A 22,264-nucleotide genomic window follows, 5' to 3' on the forward strand; every position below is an offset into this window, starting at 1 on the left:
AAAGCCCGCCGCCCCGGAGGGGACGACGGGCTCGACTCCGAAGACGGCAGACGTCAGTCTTCCTTCTTCTCCTCAGCGGGCGCCTCGGCGACGGCCTCGGCCTCGTCGGCCTTCTCCTCGGCCTTGGCCTCTTCGACCTTGGCCTCGTCGACCTTCTTCTGCGAAGCGGCAACGCGGCGGGCGCGATCGGCCTCGTTGGTCACGGTCTTCTCCCGGACCAGCTCGATGATCGCCATCGGCGCGTTGTCACCCTTGCGGGGAACGGTCTTGATGATGCGGGTGTAGCCACCCTCGCGACCGTCGAAGGACGGGCCGATCTCCGCGAAGAGAGCGTGCACGATGTCCTTGCGGCGGATCACCTTCATGACCTCGCGACGGTCGGCAAGGGTGCCGGCCTTCGCCTTGGTGACGAGCTTCTCGGCGTAGGGGCGCAGCGCCTTGGCCTTGGCCTCGGTGGTCGTGATCCGACCGTGCTCGAAGAGCGCCGTGGCCAGGTTGGCGTAGATCGCCTTCTGGTGCGACGCCGACCCGCCGAAGCGGGCACCCTTCTTGGGCTTGGGCATTGTTGGAATCTCCTGTGTTGAAGGCCGGCTCGGGGCGCTACACCCCGCGCGGCCTTAGAGCTGTTCGGTTTCGGCGTAGTCCTGCTCGCCGCTGTCGGTGTCGCTGAACGAGCCGCTGTCGCTCCAGGTGCCGCTGGCGGCGTCGTAGCCGACGACGCTGGACGGATCGAAGGAGGCCGGGGAGTCCTTCAGCGAGAGGCCCAGCGAATGCAGCTTGACCTTGACCTCGTCGATGGACTTCTGTCCGAAGTTGCGGATGTCCAGCAGATCGGACTCGGTGCGGGCAACCAGCTCGCCGACGGTGTGCACACCCTCGCGCTTGAGGCAGTTGTAGGACCGCACGGTCAGATCCAGATCCTCGATCGGCAGCCCGAAGGACGCGATGTGGTCGGCCTCGGCCGGGCTGGGCCCGATCTCGATGCCTTCCGCCTCGACGTTGAGCTCACGAGCCAGACCGAACAGCTCGACCAGGGTCTTACCGGCCGACGCCAGCGCATCCCGCGCGGAGATCGAGTTCTTGGTCTCGACATCCAGGATGAGCCGGTCGAAGTCGGTGCGCTGCTCGACACGAGTCGCCTCGACCTTGTAGGTCACCTTCAGGACCGGGGAGTAGATCGAATCCACCGGAATCCGGCCGATTTCCGCGCCCGAGGCCTTGTTCTGCACGGCAGGGACGTAGCCGCGACCGCGCTCGACCACGAGCTCGATCTCCAGCTTGCCCTTGTCGTTCAGGGTGGCGATGTGCATGTCCGGGTTGTGGACGGTCACACCGGCCGGCGGCACGATGTCACCGGCGGTGACGGTGCCCGGGCCCTGCTTGCGCACGTACATGGTGACCGGCTCGTCCTCTTCGGACGACACCACGAGGCCCTTGAGGTTCAGGATGATGTCGGTGACATCTTCCTTCACGCCCGGAACCGTGGTGAACTCGTGCAGCACGCCGTCGATGCGGATGCTGGTGACCGCGGCACCCGGGATGCTCGAGAGCAGGGTGCGGCGCAGCGAGTTGCCGAGGGTGTAGCCGAAGCCCGGCTCCAGCGGTTCGATGGTGAACCGGGAGCGATTCTCGGAAACGACCTCTTCGGTCAGCGTCGGTCGCTGTGAAATCAGCATGGACTGTTCCTCCTTCAAGAGCGCCCGCTATTTGACGCTCACGACATGGATTGCGGGGGACCGTTTTTCGTCGGTCCCCCACCAGCGGCGCGGTGAGCGCCTACTTCGAGTAGAACTCGACGATCAGCTGTTCCTGCAGCGGAACATCGATCTGCGCACGCTCGGGGAGCTGGTGCACCAGAATCCGCAGTCGGCCCGGGACGACCTGCAGCCAGCCCGGAACCGGACGCTCGCCGTAGGTCTCACGCGCGATCTGGAACGGCAGGTAGCCGGCCGACTTCTCCTTGACATCGATGATGTCGTACTGGGAGACCTGGAACGACGGCACGTCGACCTTCACACCGTTGACGGTGAAGTGGCCGTGCGACACGAGCTGACGAGCCTGACGACGGGTGCGGGCCAGACCGGCGCGGTACACGACGTTGTCGAGCCGCGACTCGAGCAGACGCAGCAGGTTGTCGCCGGTCTTGCCCTTCTGGCGGTTCGCCTCTTCGTAGTAGCGGCGGAACTGCTTCTCCATGACGCCGTAGGAGAAGCGAGCCTTCTGCTTCTCCTGCAGCTGCATCAGGTACTCGGACTCCTTGATCCGCGCGCGGCCGTGCTGGCCGGGCGGGTAAGGACGACGCTCGAACGCCTGGTCGCCTCCGACGAGGTCGACACGCAGACGACGCGACTTGCGGGTGATAGGGCCGGTGTAACGAGCCATTTTCTACTCTTCCTTTCCCGCTAGACGCGACGCCGCTTGGGCGGACGGCAGCCGTTGTGCGGCTGCGGGGTGACATCGGAGATCGTGCCGACCTCGAGGCCGGCGGCCTGGAGGGAACGGATCGCGGTCTCACGGCCCGAACCCGGGCCCTTCACGAACACGTCGACCTTCTTGACGCCGTGCTCCTGCGCCTTGCGGGCAGCGTTCTCGGCAGCGAGCTGCGCGGCGAACGGGGTGGACTTACGCGAGCCCTTGAAACCGACGTGGCCGGAGGACGCCCAGGAGATGACGTTGCCCTGCGGGTCGGTGATGGACACGATGGTGTTGTTGAACGTGCTCTTGATGTGCGCGTTGCCGTGGGGGACGTTCTTCTTGTCCCGGCGACGCGACTTCTGAGTCTTCTTCGGGCCAGCGGCCCGGCTCTTCGGAGGCATGCGCTATCCCTACTTCTTCTTGCCGGCGACGGTCTTCTTCGGACCCTTGCGCGTGCGAGCGTTGGTCTTGGTCCGCTGGCCACGCACGGGCAGGCCGCGGCGGTGGCGGATGCCCTGGTAGCACTGGATCTCGATCTTGCGACGGATATCGGCCTGCACCTCGCGGCGCAGGTCACCCTCGACCTTGAAGTCCTGCGACTCGATGTAGTCGCGGAGCTTGGTCAGGTCGTCGTCACTGAGGTCCTTCGAGCGCAGGTCGGCGCTGACGCCGGTGGCTTCCAGGATCTCCTTGGCGCGGGTACGGCCGATGCCGAAGATGTAGGTCAGCGCGATCTCCATGCGCTTTTCGCGCGGGAGGTCGACGCCCATCAGACGTGCCATGGTGGCGATTCCTTTTCTGTTCGGAGGTCTGCTCCCTGTCCGTCCCCTCGTATGGGGCCCCGGCCTCCGTACCGGGGGTGGGCCGCCATCCGCCCCTCGCGGGGCTCGACAACGGCGACTGGCGCTGGGAGGTCTTCTTGTGTTGCCAATCCGAACTGCGTTCGGTGCTTGGCTGGTGAGCGACCGGGATTGCTCCCGGCGAGCCCGGCCTTCCGGCCGAAATCAGCCCTGGCGCTGCTTGTGGCGCAGGTTGTCGCAGATCACCATGACCCGTCCGTTGCGGCGGATCACCTTGCACTTCTCGCAGATCTTCTTGACGCTCGGCTGAACCTTCACGTCAGATCCAATCTGGGTCGGTGTCCACTGGCCGTGAACACAGTTGTTCCCCGGCCGGTGTGGCCGGGGAAATCTAGGGGGTAACCGCCGGGGCGATTACTTGTAGCGGTAGACGATGCGGCCCCGCGACAAGTCGTAGGGCGACAGCTCGACGACCACGCGGTCCTCGGGCAGGATGCGAATGTAGTGCTGCCGCATCTTGCCGCTGATGTGCGCGAGAACCTTGTGACCGTTCTCCAGCTCGATCCGGAACATCGCATTCGGGAGCGGCTCGATAACTCGACCCTCGACCTCGATGGCCCCGTCTTTCTTCGCCATATCCTCCGCGATCCCGTTTAGGCTGAACCTGGTTGGTTGCAGCGCTCTCGGCTAGCTGTGCGATCACTGGTTTGTCGTGCACTCCAGTCGACCCGGTGCCATACTCACTGGACACGGCATGAGGACATGCCACAGCCACCGTGTAGGTGCACCGCCGACCAAGCTTACCGGTCTTCCCAGCTCGCGCCAAATGCGGGGCATTGTGACGTGCGATGCGGAGGCCCGGTGATGTGCGGAGCGGAGCCCGCGCCCGGCCGTCATCCACCAGCGGAGAACCGACTGCCCCCAACGGGGCCTTGTCTCGATCGCTAAACTCTGCGCTGTCCTGTATCAGTTCGGTCCAGCATTCAGGGGGACATGTGAGCCGCAACAACGACGGCCTCCCGATGCTGCCGCCGTGGCTCTCCGAGAGTGAAGTCACCGAGGTCGGCTACGAGGCTCCCGTCGAGAACCTCCCGCACGACGAACTCATTCCCGAGAAGAAGTCCGCCCGCGGCGGCCTGTTCGGCCGCCGCAAAGGCCGCAAGGACAAGGACGCCCCCGAGCCCGATCCCATCCCCCAGCGCGAGCCGGTCCGTATCCCCCCGACCCCCGCCTGGAACCAGGACCCGTCCCCCCACGACGCGCACGCCCCCGAATCGGAGCCCCCCACCGGCCTCCCCCGCCGCACACCGCAGGCTTCCGGCCACCATCCCGGCGACCCCCTCCCCGCCTCCGCCCACGGCTTCGACGCCCACCGCCAGCGCGACGAACGATCCACACCGGACGAGCACCGCACCCCCGCACAGCCGCACCCCGGCACCGCTCCACACCACCCCCTGCCCGACGACAACCGGGTACCGCAGCCCATCGACAACCGAACGCCACAGCACCCGGAAACCGGCCGAACCCCCACGCCACAGCCCGACCCCGCCGCAGCCGCCCCCCGCCGCTTGCCACCCCTCCATGAGGACGCCCCACCACACGAGCGTCCGTCGAGCGCCCACCCCCCGCTCCCACCCGCACCGCACCGGGATACGCCACACGCCACAGGCTCGCCCACGCACTCCGTGCCCGCCCCGAGCTCCCCCACGCACCCGGCACCCGTACCGAACGCCCCGGCACAGTCCGTGCCCTCCGCGAATTCGGCACCCACCCCGAGCCGGGATTTCACCCGGCCACCCGCTCCCATCGCGCCCGAGGCTTCGACGCGCGACACCGCACCTGGCCCCGCGCCGACGCCCGCCCGGACACCGGCGGCCGAGCCGACCTCTCCCGACACCCCCGCCGCCGCGCACCCCGGCAGCACCGCTGCCGCGCACCCCGGCAGCACCGCACCCGACCGGACACCGACGGCCGAGCCCTCTTCGCCGCCCCCCGGTACACCCGACGGCGCCGACCCGAGTGGCACCGCACCCGCCCCGGGTGCCACACCGACCTCCGGCCAGCAGTCGTCGCGTCCCCTCATGCCGCCCCCGGCTCCCGCCCACCCCGCGGCCCCGAACCAAGCACCGGCCCCCAACGCCGCAACCCGCCCACCGCTCCCACCGCGTCCGCCGCTCCCGGACCCGCCCCCGACGGCCTCCCCGACCTCGACTCCCCCCGGCACCGACCCCACTCCTGTCGGAGCCCCGTCCGGGCAGCACCCCTCGCCAGCCGCCGATTCTCGACAGGCCGAACAACGCCCGCCGCTGCCCGACTCGCCCGCACAACGCCCGATGCCGTCCAACACCGGATCACCGACCGCGAGCGGGCGGCCGGGACATACCTCGGTCTCCGGTGCGAGCGATACCGCCGTACCTGATCGCTCCGCACCGCATCGACCGCCCACGGACTCGACCGGTCCCGTGTCCGGCGCTCCGTCCACCGGCCATGCTGCTGCCGGTGCCAACGACGGCACCGCGCGCACAAGCCCCGCTGCACCGCAACAAGTCTCCGCAGTATCGGGACAGCAGTCGACCGACGGGGCAGTGAGCCCGAGTGCCGCCGACCCCAAGTCGGCCGACTCGAATTTAGCGGGGCGACAGACCAGTTCCGCACCGAACGGCAGTGTCCCGCCGCAATCCACGCCCGCCGACGGCACCGTGGGCTCCACCCCGGCGAACACCGACTTCGACGGTTCGGCCGTGCCGGGCGCGACCGCCGCACCGCACGGTGGGGTTCCCGAGGCCCGCACCGCGCCTGCGGGGACCCCGCCACCGTCGGATAAGGCACCGGACTCGGCGGCCCGCACCACCCCGACCGCTGCTCCTCCCACGCAGCGGTTCGACCTGCCGGACGCCCCTCCGAGCGGTCACGCGCCAGCGGCCGAGCCGGTTCGCGGCACGTCCCCCGGCGGTAGGCACCGCGCCCCGACCACGCCCCCGCCGAGCCCGCCCACGGTGCGCTACGACACGCCCCAGCCCGGCGGCCCGCAGCATCCCGGCACGGCGAATCCGGCTACCCCCGAAGGGAAACCGTCCGCCGCTCAGCCGCACGCACCCGCGGCCGAACAGCGCTGGACCGCTCCCCCGACCGCCTCGCCGACGCACCCGGCACCGGACGAAGCTCGCACCGACACCGCGGCCGAGTCTCAGGCCCCGTACGCGACTCCGCGGCCACCGGACCCGCAGACACCACCCGCACGCGGCGCACAGGTCCCCGGTTCGACAACCGCGCGGGAACCGGACTCGGCCGGTCCGCTGGCACCCGACACGACCGGTCCCGGCCCCATCGACCATGGACCGAGTTCGCCCGCAGCACAGCGCAACACACCGGCCGACGACCGCCAGGCACCGGATACGACGGGTTCCGACCCTGCCGACCGTGGGCCGGGTTCGCCCGTACCGCAATACAACACACCGGCCGACCATCCCCAGACAACGGACGCAACCGACCCTGGTCCGGGCGACCGTGGGTCGAGTTCGCCCGTACCGCAACACAACACACCGATCGACCATCCCCAGACAACGGACGCAACCGACCCCGGCTCGGTCGGCCGTGGATCGAGTTCGCCCGTACCGCAGAGCAATCCTGCTCCCGGCCACCCGGCACCCACGCCGCAGAATCGGTGGGCCGCCCCGCCTGCCACACACCCCGAGCACCGGACGCCGGAGGAGCGGCCGACCAGCGGTCCGATCGACCGACCGGGATCGGGAGGGGCAGGAGCGCAGGCGGTCGGCCCCTGGACAAGCGCCGCGACCGGTCCCCAGGCGGGTGGCCCGCACTCGACCGGTCCGTCGCACACGGTTTCACCGGGTTTCGGGTCCGGCGACGGTGCGCCGCAACCGGATGCGGCGCGGTTCCAGTCCGAGCAGCAGGCTCCGGAGCAGGGGCACGCCGCGCCCTACCCGCCCACGCCGACGATGGCCTCGGGGCAGGACGGACAGCCTTGGCAGCAACAGCAGCCGACTGCGTACCCCCAGCCTCCCGAACCGCCCTCACCGAACCTCTACGCCCAGGCCCCCGAACCGCCCTCACCGAGCCTGTACACCCAGGCTCCGGAGCAGCCCTACGCCACGCACGGTCAGCCCGATTCCGGCGAGCGGCCCGATTCCGGCGAGCGGCCGGAACCGGAGCGGCCCGAACCGGAGCGGTCCGCTCAGGGTCGACCCGAGCAGCCGAATCCGGGCCAGCCCGACTACGCCAGCCGGGCCGGACACCCGCACCCCGGTCCCGCCTACCCACCTCACCTCGGCCACGGCCAGCCCGGCCACGCTCAGCCCAACCAGCCCAGCCACAGCCAGCCCGGCCACGCTCAGCCCAACCAGCCCAGCTACGGCCAGCCTGGCTACGGCCAGCCCGGTGCGCCCGCACAGCCGGGTTACGGACCGGCGGGAGGCGTGCGTCCGTACGGCAATCCCGCTGCCGCGCAGGGCGGTCCGATCCCCTCACTGGATGACGTCCCGCTGCGCCGCGCCAAGAAGGCCCCGGGTTCGGGGTGGCGGCGGGCCGTCCATCACATGTCCGGCGGCGCCATCAACCCGGGCATGTCCGCCGAGGAGCGCCGCCTACAGGAGCTGGTGGCCCGCATTCGCCAGCCCGTGCGCGGTGACTACCGCATCGCGGTGCTGTCATTGAAGGGCGGTGTCGGCAAGACCACCACCACCATGGGCCTGGGTTCCATCTTCGCCTCCATCCGCGGTGACCGCGTGATCGCCGTGGACGCCAACCCCGACTTCGGCACCCTCTCCCAGCGCGTCGCCCTGCAAACCCGATCCACGGTGCGAGATCTGTTGCTGGATGAGCACATCCAGCGCTATTCCGACGTCCGCCGCCACACCTCCCAGGGCACGAGCCGCCTGGAAGTGCTTGCCAGCGAACGCGATCCGGCCGCCTCCGAAGCCTTCAGCGAGGAGGAGTACCGCAACGTGGCGCGCATCCTGCAGCGCTTCTACAACATCATCCTCACCGATTGCGGTACGGGTCTGATGCATTCGGCCATGGCGGGCGTCCTGGATCTGGCCCACTCCCTGGTGCTCATCTCGTCCTCGGCCATCGACGGCGCCCGCAGCGCCGCCGCCACCCTGGACTGGCTGTCCCTGCACGGCCACGACCACCTGGTCCGCAACGCGGTGGTGGTCATCAACCTCCCCCGCCAGGGTTCCCCCAATGTCGGCATCCAACAGCTCCGCGAGTACTTCCTCGCCCGCTGCCGAGCCGTCCACATCATTCCCTTCGACCAACACCTGGCCGAGGGCGCGGAAATCGACCTCGCCCGCCTGCACAAGACCACCAAGCGCGCCCTGGTGGAACTGGCCGCCACCGTGGCCGACGACTTCACCGCCGAGCACCGCCGCTATCGCGGGTAGTGCCGTGTCCGCCGCCGGCTGGGGCGGACACGGCACACACCGGACGATCTACCAGGCGGGCAACCGTCGCCGTCCCGCCAGCACATCCCGCACCAAATCGTCATATGCGTCCGACAATTCGGCCAAATGGTGCCAAGCGGAATGCAGAATTTCATCATTGGCGTCAAGCGTCATCAACGCGTGATGTGCTCGCACCGACGCTTCCGCCAGCCTGTCGATGACCGAACCGACCGTTTCGGTGTGTAGAGTCGCGCCCAGCCGATGTTGGGGCAGATTGCGCACGACCCAGTCGTCGATCGCCATGACCAATTCGATTCGGCGTCGTTTGTTCTCGACGATGGAGGTTGGGTCCGTATCCGGCCCGGTGCCGCCCCGCCCGACTAGACGCTTCTCATGCAATACGGCCAGGTCATGGGCGAACCACAGCAGTGGCCCACCGATGACGCGGTGGCCGCGGCATGCACGCAGGAGTAGGTCCGAGGGCGGCAATAGGCCCGCCGTCAGGGGCTGCGACTCGGCGTCCGAATAACCCGGAACGTCGGGAAGGGCCACTACGACCGTATTGGATGTCTCCGAAACTGCCACGTTGCCTCGCGTTCATCGCTGACCAACACGCATTCAGGACGTTCATTACAATAAACCGAGAAATGCGTGTGTCAAGCCTCACACGGCGGTTCGTGGGGCGGAGTAGACTTCGATGCCTTGAAGCAACAACCGAGGAGCGAGATGGCGGACGGTCCGAGGTATCAACGGATCGCAGACCTCCTCCGCGAGGAGATCCGAGGCGGCAAGTGGAAGCCCGGCGATCGACTACCGAGCCACAACGAGCTGGCCGAGCAGATGCAGGTGTCGATCACGACCGCCCGCAACGCCATCCAGGTCCTCGTCGCCGAAAACCTGGTCTACACGGCCACTTCCCGCGGCACCATCGTGCGCAGCCAGGAAGTGCTGGAATCGGTTGTCACCAACCACATCCGCCCGAACCGCCCGCGGGCGGCGCACGACATCTTCGAGGAGATCGCGCGCGCCGCCGGGCGTGAGCCATCCAAGCAGTTCACCGCCCGTATGGAGCCGGCGAGCGCGGAGGTGGCGCATTGGCTGGGGATCGCGAAGGACTCGTGGGTGGTAGCGCGTACAGTCGTGCAATACCTGGACAACGAACCGTGGTCCTGGGAGGTGAGCTTCTATCCCAGAGACCTGGCCGAGGCCACCGGCATCGACTGTCCCTACGACATACCGGAGGGCACCACGCGCAGACTCGCCGACCGCGGACACGCCGAGACGGCGCACCGCGACAGCATCGTCGCCCGCCCGGCGACCTCCGAGGAGGCCGCCGTACTCGGCGTCGGCCCCGGCACCTTTCTGCTCGACCATCTGCGCATCGGCGCCAATCACGACCGCGTCACCCGAGTGACCAGGCATCGTTCCACTGCGGCACGCAATCGCCTCACCTACGAACTCGGCGACGACAGCGGCACCGAGATGATCCGCCGCGTCCTCGGCGTCCCCTCGGCACCCGCCAACTCCCACTCCTTCGGCAACTCCCTGCTACCCGGCTCACCATGACGCTTCGCATCCGCCCAGCCCGCCTCGATGATCTCGGGACCATCTGTAGGCTCCGACTCCAACGAACGGTATGGCTGGCGGCCCGCGGCAGTGATCAGTGGACCCGCGAGGGTCGCGGCCTACCCATCGAGACCTTCGCCGGTTCGGTCGCGCAAGCGATCAGCAATGGCGAAACCTGGATGGCGGAGGTCGACGGCGAACGCGCGGGAACCATCACGGTCAACGACCGCGCCGACGAAGGACTCTGGAGCCCAGGGGAATTGGCCGACGCGGTCATCGTGCACTACATGATCGTGGATCTGCGCTTCGCGGGACAGCGGGTCGGGGAAGCGCTGCTGGCCCACGCGGCACGGATCGCCCGGGACCGGCATCGCGGCTGGGTTCGTCTGGATGCCTGGTCCGCCAATGCCGACCTGCACGCCTACTACCGGCGGGCCGGATTCCACCTGGCCCGGTTCGCGGGCCCGGAGGCGACGGGCCCGTCCGGTGCGCTGTTCGAACGCCGCACCGAGAGCTGGGCGCACCGGCCGGTGCGGTCGCTGGCCGACAGCATGTACCCCCTGCTGTCCACGGCGACCCCGGACCAGGATGCCCCGGCGGCTCGGTAGCCAGCCGGGGCACCGCCCGGTCACTCCGGCGGCAGGTCGATGATCTGCACCATGCGTTGTCCGGAGCGCGTCCACAGCACGCCGCGCCCGGGGGGCAGCTTCGAGGGCCGGATATCGCCGATGATCTTGCCCTCGTCCCGGGGGCCGCTCATGATCAGAGCGGGCACCGACATGTTCTTCATGGCCCCCAGCAGACCGCCGTAGAGAGCGCGGGATACGCCACCGGTATTGCGGGTGACGACGATGTGCAGGCCGATATCCCGTGCCTGCGGCAGCAATTCGATCAGCGGCGCGAGCGGATCCTGCATGCCGCCCGTCGAGACCATGTCGTAATCGTCGATGACGACGTAGATCTCGGGGCCGCTCCACCAACTGCGGTCCCGCAGCTGCTGCGGGGTGATGTCGGAGCCGGGGATCCGCTTGGTCATGAACCCCACCACCTCCTTGATCATGGGTCCGCAGGTCTGCGAGGACGTCGAATACCCCGCCAGCTGATCACCTTCCAGCGTGCCGAGCAGGGTGCGGCGGTAATCGATGAGGATGATCCGCGCGGTCTCGGCGGTGGAATTCTCGGCGATGCCACGAATCAGCGCGCGCAGCAGGGTCGTCTTGCCGGACTCCACGTCCGCGAAGGCCATGAAGTGCGGATCGGAACCGAAATCCAGTGCCAACGGCTGCAATTCGGCCTCGTCGATACCCACGACCACCCGGGTGGGGCTCTGTTCGACACCCCGGGCCTGGGCCAGTCGCAGCACCTGTTCGCGCGGCAGATGCTCCGGCAGCATCCGCACCTCCGGTGCCCGGAGTTCGCCGTAGAGCTGGGCCATCTGCTCCCGGGAGGTCGATACGCCCTCGGCGAGGGTCTGCGCGTTGGTGTCGGAGTCCAACCGCGGCAGCGCGATGAGCATGTGCAGCTGGTCGGGGGTCAGGCCGCGGCCCGGCCGGTTCTGCGGCACATTGGCCGCCACCCGCCGCCCCAGCTCCGAGTCGGAGGGATCACCGAGCCGCAGCTCGATCCGAGTTCCGATCTGGTCCTTGATATTCGCGCGGATCTCACGCCACGCGTTAGCACCCAGGATGAGGTGGATGCCGTAGGACAGGCCCTGCTGGGCCAGCGCGGTGATCTGCCCGACGAGACTGTCGAAATCGTCGCGGATGACCATCCAGTTGTCGATGACGAGGAAGACGTCACCGAACCGGTCGGCGAGAATCGGATCGTCGGTCCGGCCCTGCGCCTTCGCGGCGTCCTTGCGCCGCCGGTAGTCGGCCATGGATTCGATGCCGAGCTGGGTGAAGTTCTCCTCGCGCTGTCGCAGCAGGGTGGTCATCTCGGCGACCGTGCGACGAACCCGGTCCACGTCCATGGCCCGCGCGATCGAGCCGACGTGCGGCAGCCCGTTGAGACCGACCATGCTGCCGCCGCCGAAGTCGAGGCAGTAGAACTGCACCTGTTCGGGCGTGTGGGTGGCCGCGGCGGCCATGATGATGGTGCGCAGTGTGGTGGACTTGCCGGACTGCGGACCGCCCACCACCGCCACATGGCCCTGCGCGCCAGACAGATTCACGGTCAGTACGTCGCGACGCTGCTCGTAGGGCTTGTCGATGATGCCGATCGGCATCCACAGCTGGCCGTGTCGGTTGACCGGCGACCGCCAGTCCGGATCCGGCAGCAGCATGTCCACGGTGGGCGATTCCTCCAGCGGCGGCAGCCACACCTCGTGGGCGGGTCGGCCGTGACCGGTCAGCCGCTTCACCACGACCTGGAGCAGACTGTCGGGCACGCCCTCGTCACCCGCGGGCGGGGGCGGCGGCAACAGGTCCAGCGGATCCAACGGGTTCTCCGGCTCGGGTGCCTCCAGCACCTCGACCGGGGACGCGGTGAACACCCGCGGCGGCGCCTCGATGACGGCACGCCCGTCGGCCTGCCGGGTGGCGCGGGGCGCGACGTAGGGTCCGGACACATAGGTCGCGTTGAATCGCAGCGGGTCGGAGGCGTCGCTCTTCAGGTAGCCCGCACCGGGGACGGACGGCAGGTGGTAGGCGTCGGTGATACCCAGCACCGCACGGGATTCGTTGGCGGAGAAGGTGCGCAGACCGATCCGGTAGGACAGGTGCGAGTCCAGTCCGCGCAGTTTGTTCTCTTCGAGCCGCTGCGAGGCCAGCAGCAGGTGGACGTGCAGCGACCGGCCCAGTCGGCCGATCATGACGAACAGGTCGGCGAAATCCGGCTTCTGCGCGAGCAGTTCGGAGAACTCGTCGACCACGATGAAGAGCGCGGGCAGCGGATCGAGGGCGACACCGGCGGCCCGGGCCTTCTCGTAGTCGTTGACATTGGCGAAATTGCCCGCCTCGCGCAGCAGTTCCTGCCGCCGGTTCATCTCACCGGCCAGCGCGTCCCGCATGCGGTCGACCAGCTCGATCTCGTCCTCGAGGTTGGTGATGACCGCCGCCACATGCGGCAGCGGGTCCAGGCCGAGGAAGGTGGCGCCACCCTTGAAGTCGACGAGCACCAAGTTGAGCTGATCCGGCGAATGCGTGGCCACCAGGGAAAGCACCAGGGTGCGCAGGAATTCGGACTTGCCGGAACCGGTCGCGCCGATGCACAGTCCGTGCGGTCCCATGCCGTTCTCGGCGGATTCCTTGATGTCGATCTCGACGGGCGCACCATCGGGGGTGATGCCGATCGGCACCCGCAACCGCTCGCGTCCGGCACGCGGACGCCACACCTTGGCCGGATCGATCTGCGCGGCATCCGGAATCTTCAGCAGCGCCATGAGACCGGGATCGGCGGTGGTGCTGGAACTGTCGCCGAGGCTGACGATCTGTGCCGCGGTGGCGAGCCGGTAGCGGGCCAAGCCACGGGCGAAAGACTCCGCCTCGGCGAGCGTGACCCGGTCCGCGGTGGCGAATTTCTCCGCGCCGACAGCACTTTTGGCGAGGATGTCCCCACCGGTGGCGACCAATTGCAGTCCACGGCGCACGGCGAGGCCGTTCTCCGGTGCCGTGAGGTCGATGACCGTCACCGAGTCCAGACCGGATTCGCTGACGAGGCGCTCGGTTCCGTTGACGTAGCCGTCGTCGATGACGACCACCAGATGCAGCCGCCCCTGGGTCGGCTGGGGATTGCGCATGAAGCGCCCGCGCTCGAGCAGATCGTCGGCGAGCCCGGTTTCCAGCTCGCCGAGCGATCCGTACATCATGCGCACCGCGCCCATGCCGTCGCGTTCGGTCCGGTGCTGCAGGTGCGGCAGCCACTTCGCCCACGCCCAGGTCTCCGAATCCGGGTCCGAGCAGACGATGGCGACCGCCACGTGGTCGGGGCCGTGGAACGCGCAGAGCTCCATCAGCATGGCCCGCACCAGCGCCCGGCTGTCCTCTTCCGGCCCTTCGATATTGATGGCGGGGAAGGCACGCAGAGAGACCGCGGTGGGCAGGTGGTGCACCACGGAGTGGGTGCGCACGAACCGGCGCAGCGCCACGGTCGACACCGGCTCCAGGTCCTCCAGCGGACCGGTTTCCGGGCGGGCGAGCTTGGCGGCCAGGCGGTGGGTGCCGATGCCGACGCGAACATGGCCGAAATCGGGATCGTTGGGCCGGCGTTCCCACATCCGCCGCGTGCCGATGATGGAGAGCAGGTGGTCGGGTGCGGGATGGCTCCACACCAACGTGTCCAGCTGTTTGGCGGCCGTGCGCCGCACATCGCGGCGAGTCTGGTCCAGATACCGGAAGTAGTCCTTGCGTTCCTCGTTGAGTTCGCCGGCGCTCTTGTTGCCGCTGCGCTGGCCCATCATCATGCCGGCCATCGACATGATCATCATCATGGGGAACATCATCATCATGGGGTTGGTCAGAATGGACCGCCCCATCGTGGCGAAGATGACCAGCATGCCGATCACGGCGACGACCATCACCACGGGCATGATCTTGGTGATCAGCGGAGCCGGAACGGCCCGCGGGATCTCCGGCGGCGCGGTGAGCGCCATTTCGCCGCCCGGCGCGCGTGGTGGCGCAATGCGGGGCCTGCGCACGAAACCTTCGGTAGCCATGGGTATTTCTCCGGTCGTTACGAATCGAGGTCGGGCAGCTCGTCGTCGCGGCGGGCACGGCGGAACGGAATCGAGATGGCGAGTCCGATGGCCAGCGCGGCGAGGCAGACGATGGATCCGACGGTGGCGACGAGCCGCGGCAGCGAGTCGGGGCCCTGGGGCCGGCCGGGTTCGGGGAAGGCGCGGGGCTGATCGGCGCCGACGCTCACCGGCTCCGCGGGCAGTTGCGCGGTGAGGGCGGCCAGCGGGTCGATGAGGCCCGCGCCGATGCGGTCGTCGCGGCCCGGTCCGGGTCCGTGCGCGGTGCGGGTGATGCGGTCCATGACCTGCTGCGCGGAGAGTTCCGGAAAGCGCGCCCGCACCAACGCCGCCAACCCGGCCACGTACGGTGCCGCGAAACTGGTGCCGTCGATGGGCTGCAGGCCGTTCTGTCCCTGCACCGCGTTCACCAGTCCGGTGCCGCCGGGCTTGCTGTCGAGCGAGACGACATTGCGGCCGATGGCGGCGGCCCCGACCCAGGGGCCGTACAGCGTGAGCGCCGAGGGGTCGCCATTGGGGTCCACCGAGCCCACCGACAAAACGTACGGGCTGAACCAGGCCGGGGTGGCCACGGTCCGCACCTGCCCCCATCCGGTGTCCTCGTTCTGGTTCTCACAGCCGGATCCGAGGTTCCCGGCGGCGGCGACCACGACCACATTGCGGTCGTAGGCGTACCGGACCGCCGCGCCCAGTGGTGCGTCGGAGGTGTCGGATCCGGCCGGTACGCACGCGACTTCGGAGATGTTGATGACCGTCGCCCCCATGTCCACCGCACGCACCACTGCTCCGGCGAGGGTGAGCATATTGCCGTATCCGGACGAGTCGATGGCGCCCGGTTGCGGATTGCCGCGGCTGTCCTTGGCCCGGTAGGCGAGGCTGAGCTGGCGAATCGTGAGGATCTCCGCCTCCGGTGCGACCCCGACGAAGGCGTCGTCCGGGCTGGGCCGCGCGGCGATGATGCCGGCCACCAGGGTGCCGTGCCCATCGCAGTCGACCGTGCCGTCGCTGTCGGAGACGTAGTCGCCGCCGGCCTGCAGGGCGGGCAGCCGCGGATGCGGGTTCACACCGGTGTCGATGACGGCCACCTTCTGGCCCGCGCCCCGGCTGAACTGCCAGGCCGCCGGGAGGTCGAGCACCTTCTGGGCGAGCGGCTCATCGCGGGGGGCCTCACCGCGCAGCGTCGGTTCCGCGCAGACGGCGTGCTGTTCGGTCTCCTGTAGCGGGGCCGGATTACCGCTGAGCGCCTGCGCTTCCCCGAGCCGGCCGAGGTCGATCTCCGGCGGATTGACGGTCCGCACCGGCGCGGCCGCGACCGGAGTGGACGGTCCCAGCAGCGCGGCACCGAGAATCGATGCGGCGCACAGCGTCCGTGCCCAGGCCCCGGACCACCGACTCATCTGTTCCGAGCCATCGAGTAGACGTCCATGATCCACAGCACCAACGGGACTATCGACACGATCAGGGCATACTCGAACAGCTCGTTGCGCCGCCGGGTCACCGGCGTCACCTCGATATGCGGGCCGATCACCCCGAAGCCGATGGCACCCACCGCGAAGGCGAGCAGCAGCGCGGCGGAGAGCAGCAGTCGGTCCGGATCGTCCATGGCCAGCGCCACCAGCAGTGTGGTGAAGGTCAGGCAGCCGCCGGCGATCAGGATGGCGGCCTGTGCGAGGTCGGCGAACGAGCGACCGCGCAGGCACAGGATGACCGATACGACGACGGCCAGGGTGATGCCCTGCCAGCGAGCCTGGCCGAATACATCGGCCGCACCGATCGCACCGAACGCCGCGCCGAGCGTCGCGCCGAGCACGATGCCGGTCTGGAACTGATTGGCCGCGCGGGCGCGCTGCCCCAAGCCCTGCGCGGACGGCAGCACCGTGGCGCCGATCGCGCCGATGCCCTCGATATTCGGGCGGGGTTCGTGGTCGGCGGGGTCGATGGCCGCACCGGCGGTCGGTACCGGCGGCACCGGCAACCGGGCCAGCAGGGCGGCCAGCCGCGGCACCATGGAGAGCAGAATCATCGAGGAGACCAGGATTCCGGCGGCCAGTTTCGGCAGGTCGGTATCCCAGATCATGTGCACGGCCGCGGCGACCCCGGCGAAGACGACGAGCGTGACGACGGCGGAGACAATGGCCGCGCCCACGCCGATGAGGCGGTATCCCACGACGGCGAACAGCAGGGTGGCTGAACCCCCCAGCAGCGCGTGCGGACTGCCGATGGCTCCGGGCACCGCCAGTCCCGCTCCCCCGAAGACGAGTAGCAGCATGCAGAGCATGAGCACGGTCGCGGTGAGTTCGTCACCGTATTTGCGCGCGGCGATGACGGCCGCCACCAACGCGGCGATCGCGGCGCCGAGCAGCATGGCGGGTGCGACGAAGGTGTCGCCGTGGCCACGCGCGTCCGCGCCGAGCAGTAGTGCGAGCACGGTGGCGAGCACGCCGACCACCAGGCCGGTCCAGCGCGCGGAGGCCGCCGACCAGCCGCGGAAATCGTCGGCGGTGAGTCGGGACACCGCATCGATGACATCATCGAACAGCGCCGGCGACTCCTTCGCGGCGACGGAACGCAGTACCAGCAATTCACCGTCGTGGATCTCGGCGTCATTGAGCGTCTGGTTGGGCGGGATCATGTCGCGGCCGAGTTTGGCCAGCGTCCAGTTCTCCACCTGGCCCGGGTTCGAGTCCTCCTTCTCGACCGGATCCGGATTGCGTGATTGGATGAGCTGCACCAGATCGCCCATGAAGGCAGCGATGGGTACGTTGGCCGGCAGACCGACGTCGAGCTGGGTGTTCCCCCCGATGACGGACACTCGGCACAATTCGGGCTCAGTGGCGCGGACGCCGCTGGTCGACTGTGCGGTCACTTCCTGAACTGCTCCTAGCTTCTCCCTCAGTTGCCCATTCAGGGCGGTTAACCATAATGTATCCGACAGTCCGCAGCAGTGCGACGGCACTGGGTTGGTGGGGATTGTGAACGAAAGTTAAACCAGGCTCAACGAATTCGGGGTTCGACCAATATGATCGACACTCGCCAGGCACAACGCGCATTCGACGCCGGGGTGCTGTCACTGGGATTGAGCATCGACGGACAGGAGTCGACCCGCGATCTCGAGTACGCGAAACTGGCCTTCCAGCGCGCCACCGAGTGGGATCCGACCATGTGTGACGCGTGGCTGGGGCGGGCCGCCGCGGGCGAGGTCACCAAGGACGTTCTGTACAACCTCCACAAGACCAGCACCACCACGCTCTACCGCGAGCAGCGCCGCCTCGGTCTGCCGCCGCGGATGTTCGCCGGACGTTTTCTCCCCGGCCTCTACATCGACTACCCGCTCGCCAGCTTCACCGAGATCTGGCTCGCGTACGCGGCGCAGCTGATCTCGGAAAAGCAGTACGACGAGGCCGAACGCATTCTCGACGACCTCGAGAAGCACCGGCGCGAACGCACGTCGGACCCGGACCGCGAGATCGACAACCGGATTGCCGCCTACGTGCGCGCGGTACTGCACTACAACACCCAGCGCTGGCCGGATGTCATGACCATTCTGGCGGGATCGGCGGAGTGGGAGGACCCCTATATCGCCGCGGGCGCCCATGTGATGGTGGGTACCGCGTGCGCGCAGCTGGGACTGTTCGGCGAAGCGGTGCAGCGCATGGAGAAGGCCGAGGCGGGGCCGATCCCGGCCGCCCGCACCGCCGCCATGTTCTGTCGCGGCCTGTGCCTGCGCGAGATGGGCAAGGCCGACGAAGCACAGTCGCTGTTCGAGAAGGTGTACTCGCAGGCGCCGGACTTCGACGCCAATACCGCCGCCATGCGCGACCGGACCTACCGCATCACGGTGACCAACAAGGAGGTCATCGAGGCCCGCACCGACAAGTGGGATCCCGCCTCCGCGCCCTCGCTGGAGGAGAAGGCCAAGGCCGAATTCGCCGACCGCGCCAAGAAGATCCTCGACGAGGCGCGGGCGGAGCTCGACAAGCAGATCGGCTTGGCCGCGGTGAAGACACAGGTGGCCAAGCTGCAGTCGAGTGCGCAGCTGGCCAAGATCCGCGCCGAGAAGGGGCTGTCGAGTTCGGCGCGCGGCCAGCACCTGGCCTTCACCGGCCCGCCCGGTACCGGTAAGACCACGATCGCCCGGGTGGTCGCCAAGATCTATTGCGGACTCGGCATTCTCAAGACCGACAAGGTGGTGGAGGCCAAGCGCTCCGATTTCGTGGGCCAGCACCTCGGCTCCACGGCCATCAAGTCCGAGGCGCTCATCGACAGCGCCCTGGACGGCGTGCTCTTCATCGACGAGGCGTACACGCTGATCCAGACCGGCCTCTCCGGCGGTGACGCCTTCGGCCGCGAAGCCGTGGACACGCTGCTGGCGCGGATGGAGAACGACCGCGACCGCCTCGTGGTGATCATCGCCGGATACGACGGCGAGATCGATCGCTTCCTGGCCGCCAACGACGGTCTGGCCTCCCGCTTCGCCAAACGCCTGCAGTTCCCGTCCTACACCGCGCCGGAGCTGGGCCAGATCGGTCAGGTCATCGCCGGCAAACGGGATTCGGAGCTGTCGGAGGGCGCGCTGGAGCTGCTGGTACAGACCTGTCAGCGGCTCTACGAGATGGAGAGCACCGATCAGAGCGGCCAGCCGCGTCGAGGCGTGGACCTGGCCGGTAACGGCCGGTTCATCCGCAACCTGATCGAGGCCGCCGAGGAGGAGCGCGAATTCCGGCTCGCCAACGACGATTCGCTCGACCTGAGCGCGGTCGACGAAACGGTCCTGATGCGGATCGAGGCACCCGATATGAAGGCGGCGCTCACGACCGTTCTCACCTCGCTCGGCCTGGCGTCGGCCACGGCCTGATCGTCGGGGACAGGGTGGGCACAACGACAGACGCTGCCGGGGACGGATCTCGGCTGTACACAAGGCATTTCGGGGGTGGGCTGTGAACGGCTCGGTGAACGACCAGGCGAATGCGATGGAGCGCACCGCTCGCATACCCCGCCCGGGGGGTGGACCGCCCCGGCATGAGCGGCGTGGAGCACCCCAGCATGAGCAGTTCGGTGCGCCCCAGCACGAGCAGCGCGACCCGGCCCGACACGCGCAGGACCGTCCTCCGCGCCGACCGGATCAGCCGCCGCGGCCGGATTCACCCGCGCCGCAACGTGACTCCCGGTCCGCCGGATCGGGCCGCCACCATCGCGCACCGGAACCTCAGACGCCGCAGCTGCATTCGGACGAGATGTGGCTGTTCCGGAATCTGCCGCTGCGACTGGTGATTCCCGTCGCGCTGCTCGCCGTGGCGGCATCCCTGATCGCCATCGCGTTCGACGCGCCGTGGTGGGGTACGGCCATCGCCACCGCCGTCCCCGCCCTCATCGGACTGGCACCGGTCGGCGGCACTCCGTTGGGGCTGCGGCTGGGCAGCTGGGTCGCCTACCGCTGGCGGCAGTCTCGCCGCCGCGCCACCGAGGACGAGGAGTCGCTCACCGATCTGCCGCTCCCCGAGGGCGGCAGCTACGGCATGCGCTGGGACGGCACGCTCGTCACCACGATGCTTCGTATCGACCCGCCGCCGGACACCCTCACCCTGCTCCGTCGTGGTTCGCTGAGCACCGATCAGGTGCTCCCGCTCACCGAGATCGCCGACTGCCTGCGGCAATACGATGTCGAGTTGGATTCCGCCGATGTGGTCAGCACCGGCACCCGCACCGCCGGCACCGACGCCGTGCTCTCCGGCTACGCCGCGAGCGTCGCGCATCTGGGGCGCATGTACGACGAGATCCTCGGCCCGCTGCCCGCCATCGCGCATCGCACCGTCTGGATCATGCTGCGGTTCAACCCGTTGGCCAATGCCAAGGCGGTGCAGAACCGCGGCGGTGGGTCGGAGGGAGCGCTGCGCTCCGCCATCACCGCCACCCGCCGCGTCGCCAACCGCCTCGCCGCCCGCGGCATCACCGCATCGGTGCTCACCAGCTCCGAGATGACCGCCGCCATCCGCGAGATCACCCGCGGCATTCCGGTGGGCGAATTCACCGAGACACCGAAATCGCTTGCCCACGACGGCATTCACCTGACCACCTACCGCATCGGCCGCGACCTGTTCACCTCCGACGGTCTCGCCAAGATCTGGGCGGTCCGCAGCCTCGCCACCACGGTGACCGTCCGCCTGCGGCCCGTCACCGACCCCACCGCCCGCCCCGGAACCAAGGCCACCACCATCGAGGTGGATGCCCGCGTCCGCTACGACACCCGCCACGAGCCCGAGGTCCCGCCGGTGGACGGCCTGCACGAACTCCCCCGCCGCCAACTATGGGCGCTGGTGGACACGCTGGCCTTCGATTCCCAGAACGCCCGGGAGAAGGGCTACCGCGGTCCGGTCACGGCCCTGTCCGGCATCGCCATCCCCACCGCGGGCTGCGGTCAGCTCATCGGCGCCGACGCCTCCGGCAGCGGTGTCGCCGTCCCGCTGATCGGCTCCGGCTCCCGCCGCATCGACATCATCGCCAGCCTGCACCTGGCCCAGCAGACCATTCTCCGCGCCATCGCGCTCGGCGCGGGCGCGGTGGTGCACACCTCCCGTCCTGCCGCCTGGCAGGGCATGATCGCCAATGTGGCCGCTCCCCACGCCCTTTCGCTGGCGTCCTCGGTCACCCACAGCACCCGCCACCAGATCATGAATCCCAACGCCCCTCACCCGGCGGCCACCGTCATCGTCTTCGACGGCGTCCCCGCCAGCACTCCCCCGGGCTCGGCCTCGGTGATCACCGTGCTCGACCGCATCCCCGAGCACTACCAGCCGAACGCGGACGTCACCATCGTCCAGCACCCGAACGAACCGCAGACGGTCACGGTGCACACCCCGGCGACCCGCACCACGGCACAGCTGGTGACGACCCCGACGGAACAGCAGCTGATCGGCGCGATGCCGGTGCGGCGCTAGACCCCGCACGACGGTAGCCGATCAGAGCCCGAACACGACGAAAACCGCCGCGGTCCCGATGATCAGCAGTGCGCCGAGCAGGCAGAACAGCCACTCCGAACCGCCGCTGTAGCCGTCGATGGCCATCCGGTCGGGATCGGCCGGATTGTAGTGCACCAGCACCTGCCGACCGGGCCGGAAATTGACGATCCACGTCTTGCCGATCGGCGCCGCACGCTCCACGACCCGCCCATCGGCCGCCACCCACCGAACCACCGGATGGTAGAGCGTGCCGTTGTTACCCGAACTCGTCGCCAACCGCACCACCTCCCCATACGCCTTAGCCCCGTTCCGGCGCAATGCGCGGGTGCGCAGCACGAAGTTGACGCCGACGGCGAAGAACACCGATCCCAGTCCGAGCGGGATGAGGGCGAACAACCAATCCTTGCTCATCCGGTTCCCTTCTGTGGC

18 protein-coding genes are annotated in these 22,264 nt (G+C 68.8%); 5 read left to right on the forward strand and 13 right to left on the reverse strand.

The annotated features are described in order from the left end of the window. Positions 1-53: 53 nt before the first annotated feature. The 8 genes from rplQ to FOH10_RS26505 all read right to left on the reverse strand — a co-directional run bounded on the left by rplQ (position 54) and on the right by FOH10_RS26505 (position 4,723). Positions 54-563 (reverse strand): 50S ribosomal protein L17, encoded by a 510-nt coding sequence (rplQ, locus tag FOH10_RS26470; RefSeq protein WP_143982748.1) that lies wholly within the window; start codon positions 561-563, stop codon positions 54-56. A 54-nt stretch (positions 564-617) separates the two neighbouring features. Then, positions 618-1,676 (reverse strand): DNA-directed RNA polymerase subunit alpha, encoded by a 1,059-nt coding sequence (locus tag FOH10_RS26475; protein ID WP_029923719.1) that lies wholly within the window; start codon positions 1,674-1,676, stop codon positions 618-620. A gap of 100 nt (positions 1,677-1,776) precedes the next feature. Then, complete coding sequence (gene rpsD / locus FOH10_RS26480) at positions 1,777-2,382, reverse strand: 30S ribosomal protein S4 (protein ID WP_029923718.1); 606 nt, start codon at positions 2,380-2,382, stop codon at positions 1,777-1,779. Positions 2,383-2,402: 20 nt separating this feature from the next. Beyond that, positions 2,403-2,816 carry a 30S ribosomal protein S11 gene (rpsK, locus tag FOH10_RS26485; RefSeq protein ID WP_029923717.1) on the reverse strand — a complete coding sequence of 138 codons (414 nt, stop codon included), beginning with the start codon at positions 2,814-2,816 and terminating at the stop codon, positions 2,403-2,405. A gap of 9 nt (positions 2,817-2,825) precedes the next feature. Further along, entirely contained in the window at positions 2,826-3,197 is a 372-nt protein-coding gene (gene rpsM, locus FOH10_RS26490; protein WP_029923716.1) for a 30S ribosomal protein S13, read from the reverse strand. A gap of 222 nt (positions 3,198-3,419) precedes the next feature. Next, entirely contained in the window at positions 3,420-3,533 is a 114-nt protein-coding gene (gene rpmJ / locus FOH10_RS26495) for a 50S ribosomal protein L36 (RefSeq protein ID WP_025347279.1), read from the reverse strand. A gap of 96 nt (positions 3,534-3,629) precedes the next feature. Further along, the gene (infA, locus tag FOH10_RS26500) at positions 3,630-3,851 is read right to left on the reverse strand and encodes a translation initiation factor IF-1 (protein WP_003886926.1); all 222 of its coding nucleotides are present in this window, start codon (positions 3,849-3,851) and stop codon (positions 3,630-3,632) included. A 347-nt stretch (positions 3,852-4,198) separates the two neighbouring features. Beyond that, entirely contained in the window at positions 4,199-4,723 is a 525-nt protein-coding gene (locus FOH10_RS26505; protein WP_143982749.1) for a hypothetical protein, read from the reverse strand. Between the two features lie 2,451 nt (positions 4,724-7,174). On the opposite strand from FOH10_RS26505, the gene FOH10_RS26510 reads away from it, so the two are divergent. Then, positions 7,175-8,620 (forward strand): MinD/ParA family ATP-binding protein, encoded by a 1,446-nt coding sequence (locus FOH10_RS26510; RefSeq protein WP_244961386.1) that lies wholly within the window; start codon positions 7,175-7,177, stop codon positions 8,618-8,620. Positions 8,621-8,668: 48 nt separating this feature from the next. On the opposite strand, the gene FOH10_RS26515 is transcribed toward FOH10_RS26510, so the two are convergent. Continuing rightward, a complete protein-coding gene (locus FOH10_RS26515; protein ID WP_029923711.1) occupies positions 8,669-9,172 on the reverse strand; it encodes a DUF4254 domain-containing protein in 504 nt (167 codons plus the stop codon). Positions 9,173-9,346: 174 nt separating this feature from the next. Here FOH10_RS26515 and FOH10_RS26520 point away from each other — a divergent pair, with 174 nt between their 5' ends. Further along, a complete protein-coding gene (locus FOH10_RS26520; protein ID WP_051036894.1) occupies positions 9,347-10,186 on the forward strand; it encodes a GntR family transcriptional regulator in 840 nt (279 codons plus the stop codon). Continuing rightward, positions 10,183-10,794, forward strand: coding sequence for a GNAT family N-acetyltransferase (locus FOH10_RS26525; RefSeq protein WP_143982750.1), 612 nt, complete (start codon positions 10,183-10,185; stop codon positions 10,792-10,794). Before FOH10_RS26520 ends, FOH10_RS26525 begins: the two co-directional genes overlap by 4 nt. Before the next feature lie 20 nt (positions 10,795-10,814). Here FOH10_RS26525 and eccCa read toward each other — a convergent pair whose 3' ends face one another. Genes eccCa through eccD form a run of 3 tightly spaced genes read right to left on the reverse strand, consistent with a single transcriptional unit; the run spans position 10,815 to position 17,745 of the window. After that, entirely contained in the window at positions 10,815-14,840 is a 4,026-nt protein-coding gene (gene eccCa / locus FOH10_RS26530) for a type VII secretion protein EccCa (RefSeq protein ID WP_143982751.1), read from the reverse strand. A gap of 17 nt (positions 14,841-14,857) precedes the next feature. Next, positions 14,858-16,276, reverse strand: a complete 1,419-nt coding sequence (gene mycP / locus FOH10_RS26535; RefSeq protein ID WP_143982752.1) for a type VII secretion-associated serine protease mycosin — start codon at positions 16,274-16,276, stop codon at positions 14,858-14,860. After that, positions 16,273-17,745, reverse strand: a complete 1,473-nt coding sequence (eccD, locus tag FOH10_RS26540; protein ID WP_143982753.1) for a type VII secretion integral membrane protein EccD — start codon at positions 17,743-17,745, stop codon at positions 16,273-16,275. Before eccD ends, mycP begins: the two co-directional genes overlap by 4 nt. A gap of 153 nt (positions 17,746-17,898) precedes the next feature. Here eccD and eccA point away from each other — a divergent pair, with 153 nt between their 5' ends. Together eccA and eccE are read left to right on the forward strand one after the other, a co-directional pair. Continuing rightward, complete coding sequence (gene eccA / locus FOH10_RS26545; RefSeq protein WP_143982754.1) at positions 17,899-19,734, forward strand: type VII secretion AAA-ATPase EccA; 1,836 nt, start codon at positions 17,899-17,901, stop codon at positions 19,732-19,734. Positions 19,735-20,113: 379 nt separating this feature from the next. Continuing rightward, positions 20,114-21,814 (forward strand): type VII secretion protein EccE, encoded by a 1,701-nt coding sequence (eccE, locus tag FOH10_RS26550; RefSeq protein WP_143982755.1) that lies wholly within the window; start codon positions 20,114-20,116, stop codon positions 21,812-21,814. 21 nt (positions 21,815-21,835) lie between these two features. Here the strand turns inward: eccE and FOH10_RS26555 are convergent, their stop codons facing one another. After that, positions 21,836-22,246 carry a DUF3592 domain-containing protein gene (locus tag FOH10_RS26555; RefSeq protein WP_143982756.1) on the reverse strand — a complete coding sequence of 137 codons (411 nt, stop codon included), beginning with the start codon at positions 22,244-22,246 and terminating at the stop codon, positions 21,836-21,838. Positions 22,247-22,264 lie beyond the last annotated feature (18 nt).

Origin of the sequence: Nocardia otitidiscaviarum (assembly GCF_007362295.1) — a bacterium.
In the GTDB taxonomy this organism is placed as follows: domain Bacteria; phylum Actinomycetota; class Actinomycetes; order Mycobacteriales; family Mycobacteriaceae; genus Nocardia; species Nocardia otitidiscaviarum.

Bases quoted from the DNA above. Each gene is read 5' to 3' on its own strand.
- eccE (WP_143982755.1), top strand. From the start codon at position 20,114: ATGTGGCTGTTCCGGAATCTGCCGCTGCGACTGGTGATTCCCGTCGCG.
- rplQ (WP_143982748.1), bottom strand. From the start codon at position 563: ATGCCCAAGCCCAAGAAGGGTGCCCGCTTCGGCGGGTCGGCGTCGCAC.
- infA (WP_003886926.1), bottom strand. From the start codon at position 3,851: ATGGCGAAGAAAGACGGGGCCATCGAGGTCGAGGGTCGAGTTATCGAG.
- rpsM (WP_029923716.1), bottom strand. From the start codon at position 3,197: ATGGCACGTCTGATGGGCGTCGACCTCCCGCGCGAAAAGCGCATGGAG.
- FOH10_RS26475 (WP_029923719.1), bottom strand. From the start codon at position 1,676: ATGCTGATTTCACAGCGACCGACGCTGACCGAAGAGGTCGTTTCCGAG.
- rpsD (WP_029923718.1), bottom strand. From the start codon at position 2,382: ATGGCTCGTTACACCGGCCCTATCACCCGCAAGTCGCGTCGTCTGCGT.
- eccA (WP_143982754.1), top strand. From the start codon at position 17,899: ATGATCGACACTCGCCAGGCACAACGCGCATTCGACGCCGGGGTGCTG.
- mycP (WP_143982752.1), bottom strand. From the start codon at position 16,276: ATGAGTCGGTGGTCCGGGGCCTGGGCACGGACGCTGTGCGCCGCATCG.
- eccCa (WP_143982751.1), bottom strand. From the start codon at position 14,840: ATGGCTACCGAAGGTTTCGTGCGCAGGCCCCGCATTGCGCCACCACGC.
- FOH10_RS26555 (WP_143982756.1), bottom strand. From the start codon at position 22,246: ATGAGCAAGGATTGGTTGTTCGCCCTCATCCCGCTCGGACTGGGATCG.
- FOH10_RS26525 (WP_143982750.1), top strand. From the start codon at position 10,183: ATGACGCTTCGCATCCGCCCAGCCCGCCTCGATGATCTCGGGACCATC.
- FOH10_RS26520 (WP_051036894.1), top strand. From the start codon at position 9,347: ATGGCGGACGGTCCGAGGTATCAACGGATCGCAGACCTCCTCCGCGAG.
- FOH10_RS26510 (WP_244961386.1), top strand. From the start codon at position 7,175: ATGGCCTCGGGGCAGGACGGACAGCCTTGGCAGCAACAGCAGCCGACT.
- rpsK (WP_029923717.1), bottom strand. From the start codon at position 2,816: ATGCCTCCGAAGAGCCGGGCCGCTGGCCCGAAGAAGACTCAGAAGTCG.